The sequence below is a fragment of the Modicisalibacter sp. genome (assembly GCF_055145905.1).
On the sequence record NZ_JBSREH010000018.1, the window covers coordinates 1 to 26638 of the forward strand.

A 26638-nucleotide genomic window follows, 5' to 3' on the forward strand; every position below is an offset into this window, starting at 1 on the left:
GAGCGCCGCGGGCAGCGGGAACACCGGGTTGATCGAGCTCATCTCGGCGTAGATCGGGATCGGCTCGGGGCGCGCCTGGGCGGTGGCGACCAGCGCCTGGCCGCCGCGGCGCGAGCCGGTGAAGCCCACCGCCTTGATGCGCGGATCGGCGACCAGCGCCTGGCCGACCTCGATGTCGGCATCATAGAGCAGCGAGAACACGCCCTCGGGCAGGTGGCAGCGGGCCACCGCCTTCTGGATGGCCCGGCCCACCAGCTCGCTGGTACCCGGGTGGGCGGAGTGTGCCTTGACTACCACCGGGCAGCCGGCGGCCAGCGCCGAGGCGGTGTCGCCGCCGGCCACCGAGAACGCCAGCGGGAAGTTGGAGGCGCCGAACACTGCCACCGGGCCCAGGGCGATGTGGCGCTGGCGCAGGTCGGCCCGCGGCAGCGGCGCTCGTTCGGGCAGGGCCGGGTCGACGCGCACGTCGAGCCACTCGCCGGCGCGCACGACATTGGCGAACAGTCTGAGCTGCCCGCAGGTGCGGCCGCGCTCGCCCTCGATGCGCGGAATCGGCAGGCCCGACTCGTCGCTGGCGCGCTCGATCAGGCTATCGCCCAGCGCCTCGATCTCCTCGGCGATGGTCTCGAGGAACACCGCGCGGTCCTCGAGCGACGTCTCGCGGTAGGCGTCGAACGCCGCGTCGGCGAGCTCGCAGGCCCGCGCGACGTCGTCCGGGGTGCCGCCGGCATAGACCGGGTCCAGGCGCTGGTCGGACGCCGGATTGACGGCCTGGATCTCGCCGCGGGTGCCGCGCACGGCCTGCTGGCCGATGAGTAGCTTGCCTTCCAGGGTCATGAACCTCTCCCTTGTCGATGAAGAATGAAAAGTCATTGGCGATAGGACGCATAGTTGTCGCGGGCCCGCGTCAGGTGATAGCGCATGGCCTCGCGGGCCGCCTCGACCCGCCGCGCGAGGATGGCGTCGAGGATCTCCGCATGTTCCTCGCCGACCCGTTCGAGATACAGGCGTGTGGCCTCGACATCCAGATCGACATCCAGCAGCTTGGCCCGCGGAATCGCCCCCTGATCGAACTGCTCATAGAACGTGGCGAAAGCTGGATTGTGCGTGGCACGGGCGATCGCGAAATGAAAGGCGAAATCCTCCTCGCGGGCCTGGGTATTGTGCCGGCATGCCTGCAGAAACGCCTGGTGGGTCGCCTCGAGACGCTGCCGGTCGTCGGTATCATGACGGGCCGCCGCCAGGGCCGCCGCTTCCGTTTCCAGCGTCAGGCGCAGTTCCAGGATATGCAGGATGTCCTCGACGGTAGTCAGGCTGATGCGCTTGGCCGGCAAGGCCTCGAGCGGCGCCGCACGCAGCACCCGAGTACCGATGCCCCGGCGCGTCTCGACCAGCCCCAACGACTTGAGGTGGGTGATCGCCTCGCGGACCACGGTGCGGCTGACCCCGAACATTTCGCACAGGGCATTCTCCGGCGGCAGCTTGTCGCCGACGGCGATGCGTTCCTCGCCGATTAGCCGCTCCAGCTGCTTCGAGACCTGCCCCGAAAGGCTGCCCGATTGCGAGACACGCGAGACACCGAGCTGATTCATTGCTTGTTCCATTGCCTGTACCGGATTCCAACCCCTGTCATCGACTCTGCCCGACCCGACCGGAACGATTTTCCCGAATGCACAGGTCCGACGCCCCAGTATCGCATGTCAGGAACCTCCGCTGTTTCCCGTCGCCCGGGATTCATCGGCGTTCCTGACTCGCTCCCCGGTTTCTTCAGGCATCATCGGGATGCCCCGCCGCGGCGAACTTGCCGCCCTGATAGACGACGGTCGGGTCCTGCGGGTCCAGTCCGGTGTCCCGGGCCTCGACCTGCGCGCGCCAGGGCTCGGAGCTGTCCCGAGGGCGCCAGCCGAGGAAGCTCGACTTGCGGTTGTCCCACCACGTCTCGCTGTTGTCCGAGACCCCGTAGATCACCGTATTGCCCAGCTTCGGCGTCCAGAAGGCGCGCTGCAGCAGGGCCACAAAATCATCGACGCTCATCCAGGTGGCCATCATCCGCGTGTCCGCGGGCTCGGGGAAACAGGAGCCGATGCGCACGCTCAGTGTCTCGACGCCGAACTTGTCGAAATACAGGCTCGCCAGATCCTCGCCGAAGCACTTGGAAACCCCATACAGCGAGTCGGGCCGGTGCGGCACTTCGGTGTCGAGGGTCTGCGTGCGCGGGTAGAAACCGATGGCGTGATTGGAGCTGGCGAACACGATGCGGGGCCGGCCGGCGTGACGGGCCGCCTCGTAGAGGTTGTACGTACCGACGATGTTGGCCTGCAGGATGCTCGTCCAGGGCTTCTCGACGGACATCCCGCCCAGATGAATGATCGCCTCGCAGCCGTCGACCAGCGAGTGCACGGCCGATGCCTCGGCCAGATCGCAGGTCACGACTTCCTCGTGCTCGCCGAGGGGTTCCACCTCGACGATATCGGACACCCTTACCCGCCTTGCCAGGCGATGCAGGTGCGGACGGATGGCCTTGCCGACGCCGCCGGCGGCTCCCGTGACAAGAATTCGCTCGAGCATGTTTCCTCCTTGCAACTCGGTCAGGAAAGTGGCCGGCACCAACCGGCCGCCAGATCATTCAAAGCCGTACAGTGCCGCCGGATTATCGACCAGGATCCGCTGCCGAGCCTCGGCATCGGCCCAGTCCAGCAGCACATCCAGCTGTTCGGCATCATCGGGATAATCGGCACGGGATACCCCGACGTGCGGCCAGTTGCTGCCCCAGATCACCCGTTCGGGTGCGTGGCGAATGATCCGGCGGGCAATGGCGCCCACATCGGCGTAATCGGGGCCGCCCGTGACGCTCGCCTCGTAGCCGCCGCAGATCTTGAACCAGGCATTGCCGCGATCCAGCAGCCGAACGATGGCGTCGACACGGTAGTCGTCGGCGGGGACCGGTGGCATGAACTTGCCGATGTGATCGATGATGTAGTCGCCCTCGAGACGCTCGAGGCCGTCCAGGTACGCCTCCAGGTGACGGCCGTTGAACTGCACCATCAGGTGCCAGCCGAAGGGCCGGATAAGCCGCTCGACGGCGGGCATGTCGGCATGGGTGACGGCGCCGCCGGGCAGGTTCATGATGCGCGCACCGCGTACGCCTCTGGCGTGCCAGTCATCCAGCTGGGTCGACGTGGTCTCGGGCGAGACCGCCGCCACACCGCGGGCCGAATCGCCCAACCGGTCGAGCGAGTCCAGCAGGGCACCATTGTCGCGCTGATAGGCATTGGACTGGGTCACCACCACCCGTTCGAGTCCCAGACGGCGCTGAACCCGCCGATAGTCATCGACGGTACCCAGCTCGGCGATTCCGGGCCCGCCGGGCTGAGGCGCAAATCCCGGCGGATAGAGATGGATATGGCAATCAGTCGCCCCGGCCGGCGTATTCAGCCTGGGCGGCGACCCGTCCAGGGGCCGGGTATTGGCGGGAATCTCGATCACCGTCAGGCCTCCTTCAGCGCATACTGACGCAGCGCATCGCGGTTGACCTCGATGCCCAGCCCCGGGCCGTCGGGAATCGTGACCACACCCTTGACATGCTCGATGGGCGAGGTCACCACCGCCTGACGGAAGGGGTTGCGGGTACGATCGAATTCCAGAATCGGCTCGATGGGCCGGCGCCGCGGCGGGTTGGGAGGCAATGCCGCCATGAACTGGAGACCCGCCGCAATGGCCACCGCCGTACCCCAGACGTGCGGTACCAGCCGCACGCCGTGCATGGCGGCCATGTCGACGACACGCCGGCTCTCGGAAAACCCGCCGACGCCGCAGACATCCGGCTGGACGATATCCACCGCCCGGGCGGCCAGCGGCTCCTGCATGGCATAGCGGCCATGCCAGTTCTCGCCGCTGGCCACCGGGATCGGCTGCCCCTGACGCACGGCGCGGTAGGTGTCGATCTGCTCGGGCAGCACCGGCTCCTCGAACCAGTCGACGCCGAGCTCGGCCGCACGCCGCCCCACCTCCAGCGCCTCGAGCAGGTCGTAGCCGTGATTGGCGTCGATCATCAGACGGCACTCGGGACCGATCGCCTCGCGGGCGGCGGCGATGACCGCCATATCTGCCTCGACCCCGAAGCCGATCTTGATCTTGACGCCATGGAAGCCTTCCCGGACATAGCCAGCCACCTCCTCGGCGACGTCCTGCACGCGATCGACGCCATCGCGACGAAACGAACCGGTGGCATAGGCACGCACACTCTCCCGGAAGCGTCCGCCCAGCAGCTCCGAGACCGACGCCCCGTAGTGCTTGCCCTTGATATCCCACAGGGCGACGTCGATGCCGCTCAGCGCGGTTACAGTCAGCCCGCGCTGGCCCTGGTCGCGCAGCCGGTTGTAGAGCTCGAGCCACAGCTTCTCGGTCTCGAGCGGATTGCGGCCGATCAGGCCGGCCGCGTAAGTCGCAACGATCGCGGCGTTGGCCTTCGCCGGCCCCAGGCACTCGCCCCAGCCGACGGTACCGTCCTCGCAGACGATCTCGACGAGGCAGTGCTGGCGACGCTCGAAGCGCATCGAGGCGCTCTCGAAGGCCTGATCGAGCTTGTAGTCGAGGATATGCGTGTTTACGGCGGCAATTTTCATGGCACTCGAATTCCTGGTCATGAGTTACGGATCAGCTCAGCATGTCGGGTAGCGTGAGGGAGATCGCCGGGATATAGGTCACCAGCATCAGGACGGCGAACAGGGCCAGATAGAAGGGCCAGATCGTCTTGACCGCGTGCTCGATCTTGACCTTGCCGATCACGCTGCCCACGAACAGGCAGGAACCGACCGGCGGGGTACACAGCCCCAGCCCCAGATTGATCATCATGATGATCCCGAACTGGATGGGGTCCATGCCGAACTGCTCGGCGACCGGCAGGAAGATCGGCGTGCAGATCAGGATCAGCGCTGCCATGTCCATGATCATGCCCAGCCCCAGCAGCAGCAGATTGAGCAGCAGCAGGATCACGTAGGGATTGTCGGAAATCTTCAGCAGCGTTTCGCTGAGCAGCTCCGGCACGCTGTACAGGGCCAGCAGATAGGAAAACGCCGAGGCGCAGCCCACCAGGATCATCACCAGCGACGTCGTGCGCACCGCCTGATAGACCGCCTGCTTGAACGGCTCCCAGCGCAGTTCCCGATAGACCAGGCCGGTAATCACGATCGCGTAGATCGCCCCGAAGGCCCCGGACTCGGTCACGGTGAGAATGCCCGAGAGTACGCCGCCAACGATGATCACCGCGGTCAGCAGGCCCGGCAATGCGGCCGCAAAGCTGATGATCAGCGCCCGCCAACCCGGAAACGTTTCCCCCGAATAGCCCCGCTTGACCGCCACCACATAGGCGGCCACCGCCAGAGCCAGACACATCAGCACACCCGGCACGATGCCCGCAATGAACAGCTTGGTGACCGAGATCCCGCCCCCGGCGGCCACCGCATAGAGGATCATGTTGTGACTGGGCGGAATAACCACGCCGGCGATCGACGAGGTGACCGTCACGTTGACCGCATAGTCGCCGTCATAGCCCTTTTCCTTCATGACCGGAATCAGGATCGAACCCAGCGCCGAGGTATCGGCAACCGCCGAGCCGGAGATACCCCCGAACAGCATCGAGGAGGTGACGTTGACCAGGCCGAGCCCGCCACGGACGCGCCCCACCGCCGCCGATGCCAGACGCACCAGACGCGTGGAGATACCGCCATGGAGCATCAGCTCCCCGGCGAAGATGAAGAAGGGAATGGCCAGCAGCGAAAAGACCGAGATCCCGGAAAGAATGCGCTGAAAGCCGACGAACAGGGGCAAGCCTTCGTGGATGAAGGTGACCACCGCCGCCAGTCCCACGGCAAAGGCTACGGGTGCACCGACGATCAACCCCAGAAAGAACACGCCGAAAAGAATTATCAGGCCCATGATGTCACTTCCTCCCGTGCTGCATGAGACGCTGGACGATGCTGGTGCCGGAAAAAAGCACCATCAGGGCCCCACAAATCGCCAGCGGTGCCGCACGCCAGCTTTCGGACAAACCGATCATGGGGATCGGGCGGCCGATGTTGTCCATGACCAGGATCCCGCCCTGCCAGGCCATGAAGGCGCCGAAGGTGATCACGAAGAGATCGGCGACATAGCGCATGATGTCGCGAGGTACGGCCGGCAGGCCTTCGCGGACGAAATCGATGCTCAGGTGGGTATTCTTGCGTACGCCGGCGGCCGCCCCCAGGCAGGTGACATAGACGACGATCAACAGTGAGGACTGCTCCACCCATGTCGGCGTGTCGTTGAGAACGTAGCGGCCGAAAACCAGCCAGCCGAATGTAATGATCAAGAAAACCAGCAATACGCCCGAGACCATGATGCATAGATGGGCGATGCCATCCAGGAAATTGTCGAATGCCGACTGTGGCGTAGACGATTCCTCGCTCGGGTCACTCAATTGGTCGGAGTATGAGCTCACGATATCCAATCCTCTCAAGACGCCCCGGGCCAGGTTGTGCCCGGGGCGCTTCGTGGGACTAACAGATCACTTCTGCGCGGCTTGAATGTCCGTCACCAGCGATTCCAAATCCGGATTCTGCTTGATGAATTCATCGTAGATCGGCTGCATCTTGGCCTGGAACGCCGACTTGTCGTTCACCTTGTTGATCTTCACGCCGGAATCGAGAACCTTCTGCTTGCTCTTCTCGACACGCTTCTGCCACAGCTGACGCTGCTCCTTGGCGGCGTTCTCGGCAGCCTCACGTACGACCTTCTGGTCTTCGGCGGAAAGATCCTCCCAGCTGGACTTGGCGATGCACAGACACTCGGGCAGGATCAGGTGCTCGGTCAGCGAGTAGTACTTCGCCACCTCATAGTGGCCGCTGGACTCGTACGACGGGTAGTTGTTCTCGGCACCATCGATGACGCCGGTCTTGAGCGCCTGGTAGACGTCGCCATAGGGCATGGGCGTGGCGTTGCCGCCGAGCTCGTCGATCATCTGGACGTACAGGTCGTTGTTCATGACGCGGACCTTGAGCCCCTTGACGTCATCGGGCGTCTTCACCGGGTGATCGGTGTTGTAGAGGCTGCGGGCCCCGGAGCCGAACCAGGACAACGCGATCAGGTTTTTCTCGGCCAGCGCATCCGCGAAGCGATCACCGATCTCCCCGTCCATGATCCGGTACATGTCGTCCGGGCTCTTGAAGATGAATGGCAGCGAGAGCACGTTGGTGGCCGGCACGATCGGGCCCATCGGCCCCATGTTGAAGTTGGCGAAGTCCAGGGCGCCGTTGCGGGTCTGCTCGATGGCATCGGGCTGATCGCCGAGCACCGCATTGTTGTAGACCTTGGGCTCGATCCGGCCGTCGGTCTTCTTGGCGACTTCCTTGGCAAAGTCCTCCAGCGCAACGCTGTTCGGATAGCCCGGCGGATGAATGTTCCAGCCGCGCCATTGTTCCGCCTGGACTGGCGAGGCCATCAGAACCATCGCACCGCCCAGTGCAGCGAGAGAAAGCGTGCCCTTCATCTTGAGATTGTTGTGAATCGGCATGTCATGACTCCTGTGGAAATGGACATTGTCGTTATTGCTGCCTGGCGATATTCACCAGATCTTCGAGTTGCTTGCTTTCTTCCCGGGTCGGCATCACCAGCGGCGCACGAACACTGCCGGCGGATCTGCCGATGATGGTGGCTCCCTCCTTGATCAGACTGACCGCATAGCCTTTCCGACGGTCACGCAGGTTGACGAAAGGAATAAAAAAATCGTTGGTGAGCCTCTTTACTGTGGCGGAATCGCCCTGGCGCAACGCCCGATAGAACGTGACCGCCAGCTCCGGCACGAAGTTGAACACCGCCGACGAATAGGTATTCACCCCGATCGACAGGTAAGCCTCGGCGAAGATCTCGGCGGTCGGCACACCGCCGACATAGACCAGCCGATCGCCGACCGTCTTGACGATCTTGTTGAGCAGCTGCATGTCGCCCTTGCCATCCTTCAGCCCGATCAGGTTCGGGCAGGCATCGGCCAGCTGCTGAACCGCTTCGGCCTCGAGCACACCATTGCCGCGGTTGTAGTAGATGACGTTGATCGAGGTCGAATCGCAGATTCGACGCGCGTACTCCACCAGGCCGTCCTGCGGACACTCGGTCAGATACGGCGGCATCAGCAGGATGCCATCCGCTCCGGCCTCTTCCGCCGCTTTCGCATAGGCCTGTCCCACGCCGACACTAAGACCGGCACTGGCGATGACCGGCAGCTTGCCCCCCACCGTCTCCACGGCGACGGTGACGATCTCGCGGAACTCGTCGAGCGTCAGGTTGAAGAATTCCCCGGTCCCGCCGGCAACGAACACCGCCGACACCTCATGACTGACGAACCATTCCAGCCGCTGACGGTAGCTGTCGCGATCGAAATGCCCCTGCTCGTCGAAATCCGTCACGGGAAAGGAAAGCAGGCCATCGCCGACCGCCTGAATGACTGCGTCTCTGGAAAAATTCACGGATTGTCCCTCTTGCCCGACTCGTTGAAGGCGGCGTGACACGATGATCCGCCGACTTGTCATACATCATACAACTGCAAATCTAGAAGCCACTCAGCTGTATGACAACATCGACCATGGTCGATGCAACGAAGGGTTAACGCCGAGCGAAAAAGGGCCAGCCACGCTCCATGGCGGCGGGAACAGCGCTGGACGAGGTGCGTTCACGACGGTCACGTCACCGCGCTAACGACGGCCGTCCGGTATCTCGCAAGCCTCAACGGGTGCCGCGCTCGGCCGTGCGGCTGGGCGGCTCGCCGAAACGCGCCTGATAGGCGCGGGAAAAATGCGCCAGATGGGTGAAGCCGCTGGCCAGCGCCGCCTCGGTCACCCGGCAGCGACTGTCGGCGAGGATGCATCGCGCCTGATCGAGCCGCATGCCCAGGTAACACTGCTTGGGCGTCTCGCCGAACGCGGCGGTGAACAGCCGGGTCAGCTGACGCTGCGACTGCCCGACCAGCCGGCAGATCTCCGGAATCGGCAATGCCTGATCGAGATGGGTCTCCATGATGGCCAGCGCGCGCACCACCGCCCGGGGCAGGTTGTCCATGGCCCGCGCGCTTCCAACATCCCGCGCCTCCTCTTCACTGACCCGCTGATGCACCAGCTGGCGACCCACCGCATTGGCCAGGGCCGGCCCGTAGTCGTGCTCGATCCACTGCAGCATCATGTCGATGCCCGCCGCACCGCCGGACCCGGTCAGCCGCCGGTCGGCGAACTCGAAGCGCGCCTCGCTCACCGCGATGTGCGGAAACTCCTCGCGAAACGCCGGCACGCTCTCCCAGTGCAGCGCCACCCGCTGCTGCTCCAGCAGGCCCGCGCGCGCCAGAATGAAGGGCGCGGTATCCAGCCCGCCGACCCGGGCGCCGTGCGCTGCTGCCTGCCGCAGCACGGCACGCTCGGCGGCGGTCACCGTGGCCTCGGCCTCGTAGGAAGAGATCACCATCAGCAGCTCCCCCACCTCCGCCTCGCCCAGCGCGGCATCGACATCGATGCGCACCCCGTTGCTGGCCACGACCGCCTCGCCGTCCGCCGAGAGCAGCTGCCAGGCGAACAGCTCGCGGCCGAAACGGTTGGCGACCCGCAGCGGCTCGAGCAGGCAGAACAGGGTCAGCATGGAAAACTTGGGCACCAGCCATACGCTCACCGTATGTACCGCCTCGCCGGGTCGCGGGACCGGCGGCTGGTCGGGACGTGGATAGGGCCACTCCGGCATCATGGACTCGCTCATGGCCATAAAAATCAACCAAAAGGCCATTTATTGCAAATTCGCTGTGCCCCAAGCCCCTAGGGTAGATAAAGCGGCGGCGCCCGAGGCGCTCGTCGTCACTTCATCGTCGTAGAGAGAATCGTCCATGTCCCCAGCCGCCGAGATCGAACTCAAGGATGACGGCCGACAGCTGGCCCTGCGCCTGGCGGGCCGCGAACAGCAGCTTGCCGCCCTCTGGCTGCGCGAACGGGCGCCGGATGCCGACACCCTCGACCCGCGCACGGGGCAGCGCCTGATCGAGGCCGCCCGGTTGCCGCTGGATCTCCACGCGACCCGGGCCCGTATCGACGGCGACCGCCTCGCGGTGCAGTTCAGCGACGGCCATCGCGCCAGCTTTCCGCTCGCCGACCTGCTCGCGCAGACGACGCCCGACCGCGACATCGACGACGGCCTGACGCTGTGGGATGCGACGCTCGAGACGCTGCCCCGGGCCGATTTCGCGGCCGCCTGCGATGACGACGGCGCGCTGCTCGCCATGCTCGAGGCCCTGCATCGCCATGGCTTCGTCAAGGTCGAGGGCGTCCCGCTCACCGAGGACGGCATGCAGCCGCTGATCGACCGCATCGGTCCGCTGCGTCGCACCAACTGGGGCGGCATCGCCGACGTCAAGTCGGTGGCCGACGCCTACGACCTGACCATGACCCGGCGCGGGCTCGAGCCGCATACCGACAACCCCTATCGCGACCCGATCCCCGGCTACATCTGGCTGCACTGCCTGAGCAACGCCGCCGAGGGCGGCGACAGCACGCTCGCCGACGGCTTCATGGCGGCACGACGCCTGCGCGACGAGGCGCCCGAGCACTTCGAGTGCCTGACCCGGCTGTCACCGACCTTTCGCTACACCGATGCCACCACCGATCTGGAGAGCGAAGGCCCGCTGATCGAGCTCGACAGCCATGGCCGCCTGGCCCGGGTGCGCTACTCCAACCGCACCGAACGCATCGACGCCCACGCCCCCGAGCTGCTGGCGCGCTACTACGCCGCGCGCCAGCACTTCTACCGGCTGATCACCTCGGATGCCTTGACCGTGCACCTCAAGCTGGCGCCCGGCGAGATGCTGATCATGGACAACTACCGCCTGCTTCACGGGCGGACCGCCTACCAGCTGGACGGCGGGGTACGTCACCTTCGCCAAGGCTACGTCGACCGCGACAGCACTGCCAGCCGCCGCCGTGTCCTGCGTGCCCGGCTGACCGCCGGCACCGCCGAGACGCCGACCGCCACCACCCGGGGAGCCATCTCATGAACCAGGCCCGCTTCACCCGTTTCGCGGAAAGCACCCACGCCGACTGGGCGATCATCGACGCCCACTTCCAGCGTTACCAGAACGATGTCGCCCGCCGGGTGCTCGAGCACCTGCGGCGACTCGAGGGGGATACCCACGGCTATCCCGTCGACCGTTATACCCACAGCCTGCAGACCGCGACCCGCGCGCTCGACGCCGGTGCCGACGAGGAGACCGTGGTCTGTGCGCTGCTCCATGACATCGGCGACGACCTGGCCCCGGCCAACCACGCCGAGATCGCCGCGGCGATCCTCGCGCCCTACGTCGATCCGCTCAACGTGTGGATGATCCGCCACCACGAGCTGTTTCAGGGGTATCATTACCGCGCCTTCTACGGCCTCGACCCGCAGGCCCGCGAGGCGTATCGCGATCACCCGGCCTATGCGCGCACCGTGCGCTTCTGCGACGAGTGGGACCAGCGCGCCTTCGATCCCAACTACCCGACGCGGCCGCTCGAGGACTTCGTGCCGATGGTCGAGCGCCTCTTCGCGCGCACGCCCTTCGGCGAAACCCTGACCGTCAAGGCCCCCGACGCATGACCACCTGTGCCCAGTACCTGATCGACCGACTCGTGGCCCACGGCATCGACACCGTGTTCGGCATTCCCGGCGTGCATACCGTGGAACTCTACCGCGGCCTGCCGGACAGCCCGCTGCGCCACGTCACCCCGCGCCACGAACAGGGCGCCGGCTTCATGGCCGACGGCTACGCCCGCGCCACCGGCCGACCCGCGGCCTGCTTCATCATCAGCGGCCCGGGGATGACCAACATCGCCACCGCCATGGCCCAGGCCCTGGCCGACTCGGTGCCCATGCTGGTGATCTCCAGCGTCAACCACCGCAACACCCTGGGTCGCGGCCAGGGGCGCCTGCACGAACTGCCCGACCAGCGGGCCACCCTCGCCGGGGTCAGCGTGTTCAGCCACACCCTGCAGACGCCGGAGGCCCTGCCCGAGGTGCTGGGGCGCGCCTTCGCGATCTTCGCCGGCGCCCGCCCCGGCCCGGTGCACATCGAGATTCCGCTCGACGTGATGGCCCTGCCTGCCCCCGACCACCCGCCCCGCGTCACCGAGGTCTTCGCCCCCGCCGCGCCGGACGCCGCACTGGCCCGCGCCGCGGACTGGCTGACCGCCGCCGAGCGGCCCCTGGTGCTGCTCGGCGGTGGCTGCGCGGACGCCGCCGAGCCGCTGCGCGACCTGGTCGAACGCCTCGACGCCCCGACCATGACCACCATCAACGCCAGGGGCGTGCTGGGGCTCGCCCACCCGCTGGATCTCGGCGCCTGCGCCAGCCTGCCGGCGGGCCGCGAGCTGGCCCGCGACGCCGACGTGATCCTGGCGCTGGGCACCGAGCTCGGCGAGACCGACTACGATCTGGTCTTCGACGAGGGCTTCCGGCTCACCGGGCGGCTGATCCGGGTCGACATCGACGCCCAGCAGCTGGCTCGCAACCAGGCCCCCGACCTGGCGCTGCTCGCCGACGCCGGCGAAGTGGCCCGGGAGCTGTGCGCCCGTCTGCCCGTCCCGGCAGCGCGCCGGGGCGCCGAGCGTGCCGCCCGCGTCAGGTCAGCCCTGGCGCTGCGCGATGCGGCGGACGTGGCGCCCTACACCGCGCTGCTCGACACCCTGCGCGAGGCGCTGCCCGACGCCACCCTCGTCGGCGACTCCACCGGGGCGGTCTACGCCGGCAATTTCGTGGTCGACATGCCCGCACCACGCCGCTGGTTCAATGCCGCCACCGGCTACGGCACCCTCGGCTACGGCCTGCCCGCGGCGCTGGGTGCCGCGCTGGCCGTGCCCGAGCGTCCGGTGGTCGCGCTGGTCGGCGACGGCGGGCTGATGTTCACCCTCGGCGAGCTGGCCACCGCCCGTGACGCCGGCGTGCCGCTGATCGTGGTGGTCTGGAACAATGACGGCTACGGCGAGATTCGCCGCTACATGGACGCCAGTGCCGTGACGCGGCTGGGGGTCGACCTGCCGGCGCCGGACCTGGTCGGCCTGGCCGAGAGCTTCGGCTGCCATGGCCGGCGCCTGACCACACCGGCGGCGCTGCATGAAGCACTGGCGACCGCCCGGCATGCCGACCGGCCCACGCTGATCGAGATCGATGCCGACGCCTGGCAGGGCGTCTGACGGATTCGCCCGCTTTCCTCAAGGAGCCGACATGCACTACTCCCGACTCACCGAACGCATCGCCGGCGACGGCGCCGCCGCCTGGAACATCCACTACCGGGCGCTCGAACGCCGGGCGCGCGGCGACGACGTCATCATCCTCTCGGTGGGCGACCCGGACTTCACCACGCCCGAGCCGATCGTCGAGAGCGCGGTGACCAGCCTGCGCGGCGGGGCCACCCACTATGCCGACGTGCAGGGCAAGCAGCGCCTTCGTGAACTGATCGCCGACACCCACCGCCGTCAGGGCGGCGCGGCGACGACCACCGCCGCCAACGTCGCGGTGATGGCCGGCGCCCAGTGCGGCCTCTACGCCGTGGCCCAGTGCGTGCTCGAGCCGGGCGATGAGGTGCTGGTCCCCGAGCCGATGTATGTCACCTACGAGGCGGCCCTGCAGGCCGCCGGCGCCCGCCTGGTGCGCGTACCGCTGCGTGCCGGGAACGCCTTCCAGCCGGACCCGGCCGAGTTCGCCGCGGCGGTGACGCCGCGTACCCGGGCGATGCTGCTCAACAGCCCCCACAACCCCACCGGGCAGATCCTCGGCCGCGAGCATTGGGAGGCCCTGGCCGCGCTGTGCCGCGAACACGACCTGTGGCTGCTGTCCGACGAGGTCTACGCCTCGCTGATCTTCGACGCGGCCCACCAGTGTCCCGATGCGCTGCCCGGCATGGCCGAGCGCACCGCGGTGATCAGCAGCCTGTCGAAGTCCCATGCCATGACCGGCTGGCGGCTGGGTTGGGTGATCGGCCCCGAGACGCTGATCGGCCACCTGTCCAACCTGGCGCTGTGCATGCTCTACGGCAGCCCGGACTTCATCCAGAATGCCGCCTGCGAGGCGCTGGCCCATCCTCCGGCCGAGCTCGCCGCCATGCGCGAGACCTACCGGGCGCGGCGCGATACCGTCTTCTCGGCCCTCGCCGACAGCGCGGCACTCGATGTGCTGCGCCCCGAAGCCGGCATGTTCATGATGGTCGACATCCGCCGCACCGGCCTGTCCGCGGCGGACTTCGCCGACCGCCTGCTCGAGGAACACGGCGTCTCGGTGCTCTCGGGCGAGGCCTTCGGCCCCTCGGCCGCCGGCTTTGTGCGGCTCAGCCTGACGGTCGACGCCGAGCGACTGCGCGAGGCCTGCCGGCGCCTGGAACACTGCGCCGCGTCCTGCCTGGCGACAGCGACCGTGCAGGACTGAACGACAACGACACGGGCGGCCCCTCGAGCGCCATGCGCCCGGGGCCGCGATCTTTCCACCGGACCCAGGAGGGGTATGGCCAGCACGACACTCCACCCCCGAAATCGCCCATGACCCATCACATCGACAACAACGCTCCGGCCGTCGAGACGCGCCATCTGGTCAAGCGCTACGGCGAGCTGGAGGTCCTCAAGGACATCTCGCTGACCGTGAACGAAGGCAGCGTGGTCTCGATCATCGGCTCCAGCGGTTCCGGCAAGAGCACCCTGCTGCGCTGCATGAACCTGCTCGAGCGCCCCGACGGCGGCCGGTTGACCATCGCCGGCGAAACCCTGGACTTCGGCAGCGGGGGACGCGATGCCGGCCTCGACCGGCGCCGACTGCAGCAGCTGCGTGCCCGGGTCAGCATGGTCTTCCAGCAGTTCAACCTCTGGCCCCACCTCACCGTGCTCGGCAACGTCATCGAGGCCCCGCTACGCGTGCGCGGCCTGCGCCGCCGCGAGGCCGTGGCGATCGGCGAGCACTACCTGGAACGGGTGGGGCTCGCCGACAAGCGCGACCAGTACCCTGCCTATCTTTCCGGCGGCCAGCAGCAGCGCGTGGCGATCGCCCGGGCACTGGCCATGGAGCCGCGCGTGCTGCTGTTCGACGAGCCCACCTCGGCCCTCGACCCGGAACTGGTCAGCGAGGTGCTCGGCGTGATCCGCGGGCTCGCCGACGAGGGCCGTACCATGCTGCTGGTCACCCACGAGATGCGCTTCGCGCGCGACGTCTCCCATCAGGTGGTGTTCCTCCACCAGGGGCTCGTCGAGGAGACCGGCACCTCGCGCGAGGTGTTCGAGAACGCCGCCAGCGAGCGCTGCCGGCAGTTCGTCGCCGGCGCGGCATGACTTCGCGCAATGCCCGACGGCATTGCCTTTCTTCGGGCCCGAGGGCCCGCGACAACAATGATGGGGAAACCATGATGACCAAGATCCTGACCCGAAGCCTGATCCATACCGCCGGCATCGCTGCCCTGGCGCTATCCGCCACCACGGCCCTGGCCGCCGAGCCGCTCAAGATCGGCATCTCGGCGGAACCCTACCCGCCGTTCACCTACAAGGACGCCGACGGCAGCTGGACCGGCTTCGAGGTGGAGCTCGGCCAGGCTTTGTGCGATCAGATGCAGGCCGACTGCGCGATCACGCCGACCGGCTGGAGCGGCATCTTCCCGGCACTCGACAGCGGCAAGATCGACATGATCATGAATTCCCTGTCGATCACCGACAAGCGCAAGCGGGTCATCGACTTCACCGACCCGTACTACTACACCCCGGCGGCCTACGTCACCGCCAAGGACAGTGACCTGCAGATTCCCGACGGGCTCGACGGCAAGATCCTCGGCGTGCAGGGCTCGACCACCAACGCCACCTTCGCACGTCGCAAGCTCGCCGACACCGGCGTCGAGCTGAAGATCTACGACCGCCAGGAGCAGGCCAACCGCGACCTGCTGGCCGGCCGCGTCGACGCCATTCTCGCCGACAAGATCGCCATGACCGAGTTCGTCAAGCGCGACGAGGCACAGGGCTACGAGATCCGCGCCACCGCGCCCCACGACCCGGCCTTCGGCGAGGGAGTGGGCATCGGCCTGCGCCAGGAAGACGACGCCCTGCGCAAGAAGCTCAACACCGCCATCGCCAGCGTGCTCGAGAACGGCCAATGTGCCGAACTTTCGCGGAAATATTTCAATACCGACATCTGCAGCGACTGAAGATCGCCGCCGGAGCCGCGCTCCCCGGCGAACGGCCCGCCCGCCAGTGAATGGCGGCGGGCCCCTCTTCATCGACCAAGGCTGCAACCATGTCTAGCTATCAGAATGCCGGGCTGCTCGACTGGGCGGCCCCGATCCTGCACGGCGCCCTGGTGACCCTCGAGATCGCCCTGCTGGCCTACGCCATCGGCCTCGCCCTGGGGCTGCTGGGCGCCGGCACTCGACTCAGCGCCTGGCCGCCACTGCGTGCCCTGGGGACGCTCTACTCCACCCTGGTGCGCGCCGTCCCCGAACTGCTGCTGATCATCCTGCTCTACTACGCCGGCACCCAGGCACTCAATGCCCTGCTGAACGCCCTGGGTGACGACACCCATGTCGAGATCGGCGGCTTCGTCTGTGCGGTCGGCGTGCTGGCCTTCGTCCAGGGCGCCTACATGACCGAGGTGTTCCGGGGCGCCATCCTGGCCATCCCCCGCGGCCAGCTGGAGGCCGCCGATGCCTACGGCTTCACCCGCTGGACGCGCTTTCATCGCATCGTGGTGCCCGCCATGCTGCCCAATGCCCTGCCGGGGATGTCCAACCTGTGGCTGATTCTGGTGAAGGACACCGCGCTGATCAGTGTGGTGGGCTTCGAGGAGCTGTTCTTCACCGCCCAGCAGGCGGCGGCCAGCACCCGCGACTACTTTGTCTTCTACGCCGCCGCCGGCGCGCTCTATCTGGTGATGACGCTGGGCTCCAACGCCCTCTTCGCCCGGGCGGAGCGCCACGTACGCCGCGGCCAGCCGGGCCTCTAGGAGGGCATCGATGGACTTTTCCTGGCTTTCCGACCCCTTCTACCAGCAGTACCTGTGGACGGGCTTCGTCAATACTCTGTGGCTGGTGGCGGTCTCCGGCACGCTGGGCCTGGCGCTGGCCGTCGCTTTGGCCCTGGCGCAGATCCAGGGGCCGCGCCCGCTGGCGATGCTGGTGCGCGGCTTCACCACGGTGATCCGCGGTACCCCCCTGCTGGTCCAGCTGTTCTTCTTCTACGACGGCGTGGGCCGCCTGCTGCCAGAAATCCCCGGCGTTCGCGACAGTCTGATCTGGCCGCTGCTGCGCGATCCCTTCTTCTACGGCGCGCTGACCTTCACCATCAGCGTCGGCGCCTACACCGGCGAGGTAATCCGCGGCGCCCTGCTCAGCGTGCCCGACGGTGAACTGGCCGCCGGCCGCGCCTTCGGCCTGAGCCACTGGCAGATTCTCCATCGGCTGTGGCTGCCCCGCGCCCTCCAGCTTTGCCTGCCCACGCTGACCGGCGAGGCGATCCTGTTGCTCAAGTCAGTGCCGCTGGTCTCGACCATCGCCATGATGGACCTGCTCAAGGCGGCCAACCTGGTACGCGACGAGACCTTCCTGGTCTACGAGCCGCTACTGCTGATCGCCGGCATCTACATCGCCCTGACGCTGATTCTCACCGGCGTGATGCGCCTCATCGAACACCGATTCCCGGGCGCGCGACCGGCGGCGACTCGTCGCCGGCGCCTGCTGCCCGGCTAGTCATGGAGCCCGAGATGTCTGACCTTTGCCACCAGTTCATCGATGGCCGCTGGGTGCCCAGCCGGGCCACTCGGCGCCTGACGATCATCGATCCCTATCGCGAAACCCTCCTGGGACATGTCACCGCCGGCGATACCCGCGACGTCGAGGCCGCGGTTGCTGCGGCACGCCATGCCCTGCCCGCGTGGCGGGAGCGCCCCGGCAGCGAGCGCGCCGCCTATCTCGACGCCCTGGCCAATGCCCTGGCCGACCGCCATGCCGGTCTCGCGGAAACCATCGCCCGCAACGGCGGCAAGCCCCTCGGCGAAGCCGCCATCGACGTCGATGACGCCGTCGCCTGTTACCGTTACTACGCCACACAGGCGCGGTGCCTGGATGCCCGCCAGGGCGAGGTCGTGCCGATCGAGGCCGACGGCCTCCAGGCGCACTGCTATTACGACCCGGTTGGTGTGGCCGGCCTGATCACGCCCTGGAACTTCCCTCTGGTGACCGGCGCCTGGAAACTCGCCCCGGCACTGGCCGCCGGCTGCACGGTGGTCTTCAAGCCGTCCGAGGTCGTGCCGCTGCCCGAGCAGGCGATCGCCGAGATCGCCGAAGCGATCGCCCTGCCGCCCGGCGTGCTCAACCTGGTCAACGGCGATGCCGAGGGGGTGGGCATCCCGCTCAGCCGCCATCCCGGCATCGACAAGCTCTCCTTCACCGGCAGCAACCGCGCCGGCGAGGCCGTCATGCGCGCGGCCGCCACGGGCACGCGCAACCTCTCCCTGGAACTGGGCGGCAAGTCCCCGATCCTGGTGCTCGACGACGCCGATGTCGAACAGGCCGCCGACCTGGTGATGAACGGCCTGTTCTTCAATGCCGGGCAGATGTGCTCGGCCACCTCGCGCCTGCTGGTCCATCGCTCGCTCGCCGAACCGCTTCACGACGCCCTGGCGAGCCGTATCGACGCCCTGGTGCTCGGCGACCCGCTTGAGAGCTCGACAACGCTCGGTCCCCAGGTCAGCGATCGTCAGCAGGAGCGGGTCATGCAATATCTGGCCATCGCCCGGGAGGAAGGCCTCACGGCGGTACGTGATCCTCACCATCGTGACCTGCCCGGGCACGGCTACTTCATCGCGCCGACGCTCTATCGCGACGTCCCCGTCACCAGCCGGCTCTGGCGCGAGGAGATCTTCGGTCCGGTGCTCTGTACGCGATCGGTGGATGATGACGTCGAGGCGATCGCGCTGGCCAACGACAGCGACTTCGGCCTCGCCGCCAGCGTGGTCGGCGGTGACGCCGAGCGCGCCACCGCGGTCGCTCGTCGCCTGGAAGCCGGCAATGTGTGGATCAACACCGACCAGATCGCCCCGCCTCAGGCCGCGTGGGGCGGCGTCAAGCGCAGTGGCCTCGGCCGCGAGCTGGGCCCTCTGGGACTGGCCGCCTATCAGGAGATCAAGCACCTCACAAGGGCAGGCTGAACGCTTCCGGAAACCGTCGCGGTTCGCGTTTACCCGGATATGCGCAATGCCCCGTGCGTTTCGGACAAACCTAGTCGAAATCGGCCGGATGGCGAAACGCCTTGAGTTCGGCACAACCGGCCGCCCAGACCTCGGCTTCCAGGGCGGCGATGGCCGCGGTGGGCATGGGCAGCGAGCTGCGCCGGTCGCCCTCCACCAGGCGACCGGTCAGCGCACCGACCAGCGGCATGTGGCTGACCAGCAGCACCGGCGTCTCGTCGGCGGCCTGCTGCAGCCAGTCGATGACCGGCTCGACCGGGTCATCGGGCGTGATGATCTCGAGCGTCTCCACCGCCACGCCGAGCCGCTCGGCGACGATGGCAGCGGTCTGCCGGGCACGCCGGTAGGGGCTGGCGACGAGTCGCACCCTCCGGCGCTGCGGCTCGTCCAGCGAGCCGGCCAGCCAGTCGGCCATGCGCGTCACTTCGGCACGCCCCTCGGCGGTCAACTCGCGGGCGGCATCTGGGCTTCCCGGCGCAGCCTGCCCGTGGCGCATGATCCACAGCATCGACATCACGGCCCCTCCTGCTGTTCGCGCTTGGCCTGCACGACCGACTCCCGGGACAGCGTGAACTCGACATCGCTGCTCTGCTCGTTACGCATCAGCAGGCGCGCCATGTCGCGCGCCGGCACCTGGTTGAACAGCACCTGATAGAGCCCCTCGCACAGCGGCATGTAGATCCCTTCGGCGCGGGCCTTGTCACGCACCAGACTGACGGTGTTGACCCCCTCGGCCACCTGACCCAGCGCGGCGACCGCTTCGTCCAGGGTTCGACCTTCACCCAGGGCGAAACCCACGCGGTAGTTGCGTGACAGCTTCGAGGAGCAGGTCACAATCAGATCGCCGACCCCGGCCAGCCCCAGGAAGGTCATGGGGTTGGCACCCAGCGCGACGGCGAAGCGGCTCATCTCGGCCAGCGCGCGGGTCATCAGCATGCTGCGCGTGTTCTCGCCCATGCCCAGAGCGGCGGCCATGCCGGCGGCGATGGCATAGATGTTCTTGAGCGCACCGCCCAGCTCCACGCCGTAACGATCGTTGCTGGCATAGACGCGGAAGTAGTCGCAGCCCAGTGCCGTCTGCACCCGAGCCCGCGTCAGCGCGTCGTCGCTGGCCACTACCGTCGCCGTCAGCTGCCTGTCGGCAATCTCGGACGCCAGATTGGGGCCGGAGAGCACGCCGATGTGAGCGAAGCCGGTCTCCTCCTCGAGGATCTGGCTCATCAGCTTGAAGCCATCCGCCTGGATGCCCTTGGTGGTGCTGACCAGGATCTGCTCGGGACGCAGCCAGGGGCGTGCCTGGCGGACCACCTCGGGAAACGCCTTGGAAGGGATGGCCACGAAGACCAGCTCCGCGCCGTCGAGCACGGCGGCCAGGTCGGTATCGGCCACCACATTGGCGTTGATGGTGAAATCCGGCAGATATCGTGTATTGCGATGCTCACGATTGATGGTGGATACCAGCTCGGCATCGCGCAGCCACTGGCGGACCCGGGCGCCGTTGTCGGCGGCGATGCTGGCCAGCGCCGTGCCGAAACTGCCACCACCCAGTACCGCCACCTTGAGGCTCTCGTCGCTCATCCTCGCTTCCTAGCTGCCACGTTTAGTCGCCCTCATTGTAACGAAAAACGCCCCCTGGCGGGGGCGTCGAGCGAGCGGGGTGCTAGTCGATCAACGGCACGAGGCTGTCGATACTGGAGCGGGCATCGCCATAGAGCATCCGGGTGTTCTCCTTGTAGAACAGCGGGTTCTCGATGCCGGAGTAGCCCGTGCCCTGGCCACGCTTGCAGACGAAGACCTGCTTGGACTCCCAGACCCGCAGCACCGGCATGCCGGCGATCGGGCTGTTGGGGTCTTCCTGGGCGGCCGGGTTGACGATGTCGTTGGAGCCGATGACGATCACCACGTCGGTCTCGGCGAAATCGTCGTTGATCTCGTCCATCTCCATGACGATGTCGTAGGGCACCCGGGCCTCGGCGAGCAGTACGTTCATGTGCCCCGGCAGGCGTCCGGCAACCGGGTGGATGCCAAAGCGGACCTCCTTGCCGGCGGCACGCAGCTTGCGGGTCAGCTCACTGACCGCGTTCTGCGCCTGCGCCACCGCCATGCCGTAGCCCGGCACGATGATCACGCTGTCGGCGTCGTTGAGGGCGCTGGCCACGCCGCCCACGTCGATCGACACCATCTCGCCCTCGATTTCCGCGGCCGGCCCCTGGGTGGCGCCGAAGCCACCGAGAATCACGCTGACGAAGTTGCGGTTCATCGCCTTGCACATGATGTAGGAGAGGATGGCACCGGAGGAGCCCACCAGTGCGCCGGTGACAATCAGCAGGTCATTGGAGAGCGTGAAGCCGATTGCCGCCGCCGCCCAGCCGGAATAGCTGTTGAGCATCGACACCACCACCGGCATGTCGGCGCCGCCGATGCCCATGATCAGGTGATAGCCGATGAAGAAGGCCAGCAGCGCGATCAGCAGCAGCGTCCAGAAGCCGCCGCCGTTGAGGTAGACGATCGCCAGCAGCAGTGAAACCAGCGCCGCCCCGCCGTTGAGCCAGTGCCCGCCCGGCAGCTTGTGCGGCTTGCTATTGATCTTGCCGGCCAGCTTGCCGAAGGCCACCACCGAGCCGGTGAAGGTCACCGCACCGATGAAGATGCCCAGCACGGCTTCCACCTGCAGGAAGGCCAGTTCCGCCGACGTCTTGTGGGCCAGCAGGGCGGCGAAGGCGGAAAGCTGGTCGCTGCCCTGATCGGCGAGCTGCATGGCCAGCACCCGGCGCCGCTCGAGGTCGGCATTGAAGCCGACGAACACCGCGGCCAGGCCGACGAAGCTGTGCAGTGCCGCCACCAGCTGCGGCATTTCGGTCATCTCGACCTTGCGAGCCAGGTAGGCACCGATCAGCGCCCCGATCAGCATCATCGGCAGCATCCACCAGTAGCCGCCGATGCCCGGCCCCAGGGCCGTGAAGACGACCCCGATCGCCATGCCGACGATGCCGTACCACACCGCCCGCTTGGCCTTCTCCTGGTTGCTCAGCCCTCCCAGCGAGAGGATGAACAGTACACTTGCCGCAATCGCCGCGGCAGACACGAATTCTTGTCCCATCATGATCTCGTTTCTCCGCCGCTCAGGATTTCTGGAACATCGCCAGCATCCGGCGTGTCACCAGGAAGCCGCCCACGATGTTGATGCTCGCGATCAGCACCGAGATACCGGCCAGCAGGCCGACCAGGATACTGCTCGAGCCGATCTGCAGGATCGCCCCCAGGATGATGATGCCGGAGATGGCGTTGGTGACGGCCATCAGCGGTGTATGCAGCGAGTGGCTGACGTTCCAGATCACCTGGAAGCCGACGAAGCATGACAGCGCGAAGACGATGAAGTGCTGCATGAAGGAGGCCGGCGCGACCAGTCCCAGCAGCCACATCACCACACCGCCGGCGACGAGCAGCGCCACCTGACGCTTGGTCTGGGCAAGGAAGGCGGCATGCTCGGCGGCCTTCTTCTCCTCCGGCGTCGGCTCCTTGACCTTTGGCTTCGGCTGGGTGGCACCGATGGCCTTGACCTTGGGCGGCGGCGGCGGGAAGGTGATCTCGCCCTGATGGGTCACGGTGGTGCCGCGGATCACGTCGTCCTCCATGTCATGCTGGAGCACCCCGTCCTTGTCAGGCGTCAGGTCGGTCAGCATGTGGCGGACGTTGGTGGCATAGAGCAGCGAGGCCTGGGTCGCCATCCGCGAGGGGAAGTCGGTGTAGCCGACGATGACCACACCGTTGTCGGTGACGATGCGCTCGTCGGGCACGGTGAGATCGCAGTTGCCGCCCTTCTCGGCCGCCAGATCGACAATCACCGAGCCGGGCTTCATCGCCTGCACCATGTCCTCGAGCCACAGCTTGGGCGCCGGCTTGCCGGGGATCAGCGCGGTGGTGATGACGATGTCCACCTCGGCGGCCTGTTCGCGAAACAGCGCCAGCTGCTTTTCGCGGAACTCGGGGCTGGAAGGCTTGGCGTAACCGCCGCTCTCGGCGCCGTCCTGGCTCTCGTCGAAGTCGAGGAACAGGAACTCGGCACCCATGGATTCGATCTGCTCGGCCACCTCGGGGCGTACATCGAAGGCCCGCACCACCGCCCCCAGACTGGTCGCCGTACCGATGGCGGCGAGCCCCGCCACCCCGGCACCGACCACCAGTACCTTGGCCGGCGGTACCTTGCCCGCCGCCGTCACCTGGCCGGTGAAGAAGCGGCCGAACTGGTTGCCCGCCTCGATCACCGCCCGGTAGCCGGCGATATTGGCGGTGGACGACAGGGCATCCATTTTCTGGGCCCGCGAGATGCGTGGCACCATGTCCATGGCAACGACCGTGGCGCCGCTGTCCTTGCAGCGCTCGAGCATGGCCTCGTTCTGGGCCGGCCAGAAGAACGAGATCAGCGTCTGGTCGTCCCGCAGCCGCCCGGCCTCTTCCTCGGTCGGTTCACGCACCTTGATGACCACATCCGACGCCTGCCACAGCGCCTCGGCACCTTCCACAACCTCGACGCCCACATTGCGATAGGCCGCGTCGTCGAAGCCGGCGGCTGTACCGGCCCCGGCTTCGATGAGGCACTCATGGCCGAGCTTCTGAATGTGCTGGGCGCTTTCGGGCGTCAGCGCGACTCGCGCCTCTCCCGGCCTGACTTCCCTGGGTGCACCGACTTTCATGATGCGCTTCCCTCCCCTTGACGATAATGAGCACGCCGGCCTGCTCGACTCGCGCGGCTAGGCGCAGGGCGACCACAGTGGCACTTGCCATCCGGCCGATCGTTCATCGTGATTGATCCCTTGTCGAATTCCTGGCGTGTCTTCCAAAAAACGTCGCCGCTCTATCTCGCCACGACGTGGCATGACCTCGGTGAAAGCGTTTTTTGGCAGCGACTTTTTCCAGTCTTTTGGCAAACGCTGAAAAGATCAACAACCTTGTTAAAAAAATCCATCATAATCATGGGTTTATGGCACTCATAACGCAGCCATTATGCACAATATATAAAACAAGCCATTGATTTATATGGAAAAACGGGAAAATTTACACCTCGCTTTTTACTTATGATCGGCATAAGTCATCCATTATTTACGCCATCACCTCAACCAGGTCGACGCACCCTCAGCAGCGACGAAGCACTTCGGAAACACTCACTTCATCGACCCCTTCCGTGACCATCAATGCCACGCCCATGTCATGAACCGTCTCGGCCTGCCAGATGTGACCGCGTCGATCGATCAGGTCAAAATCGGCACAGGCATCCCCGACGGCCATCACGGAGAAGCTCAAGCTGGTGGCATGACATGCCGTGGCACCGACACTGCGCGCCGTACCCATGCCGGCAATGACCAGCCGCGAAACACCGTGGCGATGCAGCCAGGTTTCCAGCCCGGTCCCCACGAAACCACTTTCGGCATGCCGGCTCAGGACGCGCTCGCCCGGCAGCGGGTCGGCACACGCCAGCGGCTGCTCGAGATGGGACGAGGGTCGGCCAGTGTAGATACTCGGCGGGGAAAAGCGGTGCAGGTGCACGACGAGGCCATCACCACTGCGCCAGCAGGACAGCAGCGCGGCGACTTGCGCCTCGAGATCCGGATTGCTGCGACGGCGCGAACGAACGAAGGCATCCGCCCTGTGCTGGAAGTCGATCAGCAACAGAGCCGTACCGCTGTCGCGCGCGTCGGCAGGACGATGGAAGACGGTACGGGACGCGACGGGCATGGCCGGACTCCTGTCGAGCGACATGGCGTTCACTCAGCATAGGCGTCCAGCCTGTGTTCTGCGCGGACTCGATGGGGCGGCCCCGTGTCTACCCGTTCGAGGGCCGTGTCACGAAGAGCAGGACAGCACCACCGGCGGGGCGTTTCGTGGCGGCGGACTCGTCCAGTCCTCCGCACCGTCCTCGTGGGGCACGAAGGGCGCGGCCAGGCGCTCGCGCAGCCGCCGGAGCGGGCCCGGGTCGCCGGCTTCGGCCGCGGCGATGACCTGCTGAAGTGGCCGATGACGCAGGATGTAGCAGGGATTGACGGCATCCATGGCCCGCTGGCGTGCCTCGGCATCCCGTGACTCGCCCTCGAGACGCGCCCGGTAGGCCTCTAGCCAGGCAACCAGCGCATCATCATCCGCGGGAACCTCCAGGTGCGCCGCCAGCCGGAGACGCGAGTCGTCATCCCCCCGGTAGGCACCCAATGCGCGAAACGCCGAGTGGAAATCGGCCTCGTGACGCGCCAGCAGGGCCAGCCAGTCCGCCGCCAGGGTGGCATCGTCATCCCGGCACTCGGCCAGTCCCAGACGCGCACGCATTCGGCATGCATAGGCCGAATCCAGCGCCGGTTCGAAGGCATCGAGCCGGTCACGCAACCGATCGGCATCGACCAGCGGGGTCAGCGACTGGGCCAGCACCATCAGGTTCCACAGCGCCACGCCCGGCTGACGATCATAGGCATAGCGCCCTTCGGCATCGGTGTGATTGGGCGTCCAGCCGGGCCTGAAACGCTCCTGGAAGGCATAGGGGCCGTAGTCCAGGGTCAGGCCGAGCAGCGACATGTTGTCGGTGTTCATCACCCCGTGCACAAAGCCATAGGCCTGCCAGCCGGCGACCATCTCGGCGGTGCGCGCGACGACATCGGCGAACAGCGCCTCGGCCGGATTCCCGGCCTCGGCCAGTGCCGGACGATGGCGCTCGATGACATGCTGCACAAGCCGGCGCATGCCCTCCACGTCCCCCTGCTGGTAGAGCCATTCGACATGCCCGAAGCGGGCATGGCTGGGCGCCAAGCGCATCAGGGTGGCCCCCGGCTCGACCCGCTCGCGCATCACCCGCTCACCGTTGACCGCCACGGCCAGGGCCGTGGTGGTGGGAATGCCCAGCCCCTGCATGGCCTCGCCGGCCAGGTACTCGCGGATCGAGGAGCGCAGCACCGCTCGCCCGTCGCCGAAACGCGAGAAAGGCGTCTGGCCGGCGCCCTTGAGATGCAGGTCGACCGGCCCCTGCCGGGTCATCGCCTCGCCCAGCAACAGCCCGCGGCCATCGCCGAGCGCCGGATTGTAGGTGCCGAACTGGTGGCCGGTATACTTCTGGGCGATCGGGCGCATGCCCGGCAGCAGGTCACGACCGGCCAACAATGCCGCCAGTCGCTCCGGCTCGACCGACGCCGGATCGAGATCGAGCTGGGCGGCGCCCAGCGGACTGAGGTCGAGCACGTGCGTGTCGCGCCAGGCAGTGGGCGCCACCTCGCGGTAGAACGCCTCGGGGAGGCGCGCCCAGCTGTTGTCGAAACGCAGGTCATCGAGGCTCATGGTGGTCATCCCGGTCGGCGAGCATTTACATCCACTGTAATCATCGGTTCCAGGCAGGTAAAACCATCGACGGCCCGGAAACGACAAACCC

Annotated in this window: 25 protein-coding genes; 9 read left to right on the plus strand and 16 right to left on the minus strand. The window is 66.9% G+C overall.

Annotated features, from left to right (window positions below; all coding sequences use genetic code 11):
- The 10 genes from ACTCB7_RS06660 to ACTCB7_RS06705 form a co-directional block, all read right to left on the minus strand.
- On the minus strand, positions 1 to 837 hold an 837-nt coding region (locus ACTCB7_RS06660), incomplete at its 3' end, for an aldehyde dehydrogenase family protein (protein ID WP_463006038.1).
- Between the two features lie 32 nt (positions 838 to 869).
- A complete protein-coding gene (locus ACTCB7_RS06665) occupies positions 870 to 1592 on the minus strand; it encodes a FadR/GntR family transcriptional regulator (RefSeq protein WP_463006039.1) in 723 nt (240 codons plus the stop codon).
- Between the two features lie 175 nt (positions 1593 to 1767).
- Complete coding sequence (locus tag ACTCB7_RS06670; protein WP_463006040.1) at positions 1768 to 2568, minus strand: NAD-dependent epimerase/dehydratase family protein; 801 nt, start codon at positions 2566 to 2568, stop codon at positions 1768 to 1770.
- A 54-nt stretch (positions 2569 to 2622) separates the two neighbouring features.
- The gene (locus tag ACTCB7_RS06675; protein WP_463006041.1) at positions 2623 to 3486 is read right to left on the minus strand and encodes an amidohydrolase family protein; all 864 of its coding nucleotides are present in this window, start codon (positions 3484 to 3486) and stop codon (positions 2623 to 2625) included.
- 2 nt (positions 3487 to 3488) lie between these two features.
- A complete protein-coding gene (locus ACTCB7_RS06680) occupies positions 3489 to 4625 on the minus strand; it encodes a mandelate racemase/muconate lactonizing enzyme family protein (protein ID WP_463006042.1) in 1137 nt (378 codons plus the stop codon).
- A gap of 31 nt (positions 4626 to 4656) precedes the next feature.
- Positions 4657 to 5937: a TRAP transporter large permease gene (locus tag ACTCB7_RS06685; RefSeq protein ID WP_463006043.1), complete on the minus strand. Its 1281-nt coding sequence runs from the start codon at positions 5935 to 5937 to the stop codon at positions 4657 to 4659.
- A gap of 4 nt (positions 5938 to 5941) precedes the next feature.
- On the minus strand, positions 5942 to 6478 hold the full coding sequence (locus tag ACTCB7_RS06690) for a TRAP transporter small permease (protein ID WP_463006044.1): 537 nt from the start codon (positions 6476 to 6478) through the stop codon (positions 5942 to 5944).
- A 66-nt stretch (positions 6479 to 6544) separates the two neighbouring features.
- A complete protein-coding gene (locus tag ACTCB7_RS06695) occupies positions 6545 to 7486 on the minus strand; it encodes a TRAP transporter substrate-binding protein (RefSeq protein WP_463006088.1) in 942 nt (313 codons plus the stop codon).
- A 94-nt stretch (positions 7487 to 7580) separates the two neighbouring features.
- On the minus strand, positions 7581 to 8498 hold the full coding sequence (gene kdgD, locus ACTCB7_RS06700; RefSeq protein WP_463006045.1) for a 5-dehydro-4-deoxyglucarate dehydratase: 918 nt from the start codon (positions 8496 to 8498) through the stop codon (positions 7581 to 7583).
- 256 nt (positions 8499 to 8754) lie between these two features.
- A complete protein-coding gene (locus ACTCB7_RS06705; RefSeq protein WP_463006046.1) occupies positions 8755 to 9768 on the minus strand; it encodes a GlxA family transcriptional regulator in 1014 nt (337 codons plus the stop codon).
- 124 nt (positions 9769 to 9892) lie between these two features.
- On the opposite strand from ACTCB7_RS06705, the gene tmpA reads away from it, so the two are divergent.
- The 9 genes from tmpA (at position 9893) to ACTCB7_RS06750 (ending at position 19197) form a co-directional block, all read left to right on the plus strand.
- A complete protein-coding gene (gene tmpA, locus ACTCB7_RS06710; RefSeq protein WP_463006047.1) occupies positions 9893 to 11053 on the plus strand; it encodes a 2-trimethylaminoethylphosphonate dioxygenase in 1161 nt (386 codons plus the stop codon).
- Positions 11050 to 11631, plus strand: a complete 582-nt coding sequence (locus tag ACTCB7_RS06715) for an HD domain-containing protein (RefSeq protein WP_463006048.1) — start codon at positions 11050 to 11052, stop codon at positions 11629 to 11631. Before tmpA ends, ACTCB7_RS06715 begins: the two co-directional genes overlap by 4 nt.
- Complete coding sequence (locus ACTCB7_RS06720; RefSeq protein WP_463006049.1) at positions 11628 to 13223, plus strand: 5-guanidino-2-oxopentanoate decarboxylase; 1596 nt, start codon at positions 11628 to 11630, stop codon at positions 13221 to 13223. The genes ACTCB7_RS06715 and ACTCB7_RS06720 overlap by 4 nt, the downstream gene beginning before the upstream one ends.
- Before the next feature lie 31 nt (positions 13224 to 13254).
- A complete protein-coding gene (locus tag ACTCB7_RS06725) occupies positions 13255 to 14451 on the plus strand; it encodes a pyridoxal phosphate-dependent aminotransferase (RefSeq protein WP_463006050.1) in 1197 nt (398 codons plus the stop codon).
- A gap of 110 nt (positions 14452 to 14561) precedes the next feature.
- Positions 14562 to 15341: an ATP-binding cassette domain-containing protein gene (locus ACTCB7_RS06730; RefSeq protein ID WP_463006051.1), complete on the plus strand. Its 780-nt coding sequence runs from the start codon at positions 14562 to 14564 to the stop codon at positions 15339 to 15341.
- A 71-nt stretch (positions 15342 to 15412) separates the two neighbouring features.
- Entirely contained in the window at positions 15413 to 16201 is a 789-nt protein-coding gene (locus ACTCB7_RS06735; protein WP_463006052.1) for a transporter substrate-binding domain-containing protein, read from the plus strand.
- A gap of 89 nt (positions 16202 to 16290) precedes the next feature.
- Complete coding sequence (locus ACTCB7_RS06740) at positions 16291 to 16995, plus strand: ABC transporter permease (protein WP_463006053.1); 705 nt, start codon at positions 16291 to 16293, stop codon at positions 16993 to 16995.
- A 10-nt stretch (positions 16996 to 17005) separates the two neighbouring features.
- Complete coding sequence (locus ACTCB7_RS06745) at positions 17006 to 17737, plus strand: ABC transporter permease (RefSeq protein ID WP_463006054.1); 732 nt, start codon at positions 17006 to 17008, stop codon at positions 17735 to 17737.
- A gap of 14 nt (positions 17738 to 17751) precedes the next feature.
- Complete coding sequence (locus ACTCB7_RS06750; RefSeq protein ID WP_463006055.1) at positions 17752 to 19197, plus strand: aldehyde dehydrogenase family protein; 1446 nt, start codon at positions 17752 to 17754, stop codon at positions 19195 to 19197.
- A gap of 70 nt (positions 19198 to 19267) precedes the next feature.
- On the opposite strand, the gene sixA is transcribed toward ACTCB7_RS06750, so the two are convergent.
- The 6 genes from sixA to ACTCB7_RS06780 form a co-directional block, all read right to left on the minus strand.
- Positions 19268 to 19750, minus strand: coding sequence for a phosphohistidine phosphatase SixA (gene sixA / locus ACTCB7_RS06755; RefSeq protein WP_463006056.1), 483 nt, complete (start codon positions 19748 to 19750; stop codon positions 19268 to 19270).
- Entirely contained in the window at positions 19750 to 20814 is a 1065-nt protein-coding gene (locus tag ACTCB7_RS06760; protein ID WP_463006057.1) for an NAD(P)H-dependent glycerol-3-phosphate dehydrogenase, read from the minus strand. The genes sixA and ACTCB7_RS06760 overlap by 1 nt, the downstream gene beginning before the upstream one ends.
- Before the next feature lie 82 nt (positions 20815 to 20896).
- Complete coding sequence (locus tag ACTCB7_RS06765) at positions 20897 to 22339, minus strand: NAD(P)(+) transhydrogenase (Re/Si-specific) subunit beta (protein WP_463006058.1); 1443 nt, start codon at positions 22337 to 22339, stop codon at positions 20897 to 20899.
- Between the two features lie 19 nt (positions 22340 to 22358).
- The gene (locus tag ACTCB7_RS06770; protein WP_463006059.1) at positions 22359 to 23930 is read right to left on the minus strand and encodes a Re/Si-specific NAD(P)(+) transhydrogenase subunit alpha; all 1572 of its coding nucleotides are present in this window, start codon (positions 23928 to 23930) and stop codon (positions 22359 to 22361) included.
- Between the two features lie 439 nt (positions 23931 to 24369).
- Entirely contained in the window at positions 24370 to 24969 is a 600-nt protein-coding gene (locus ACTCB7_RS06775; protein WP_463006060.1) for an isochorismatase family protein, read from the minus strand.
- A 108-nt stretch (positions 24970 to 25077) separates the two neighbouring features.
- Positions 25078 to 26547, minus strand: a complete 1470-nt coding sequence (locus tag ACTCB7_RS06780; RefSeq protein WP_463006061.1) for a protein adenylyltransferase SelO — start codon at positions 26545 to 26547, stop codon at positions 25078 to 25080.
- Positions 26548 to 26638 lie beyond the last annotated feature (91 nt).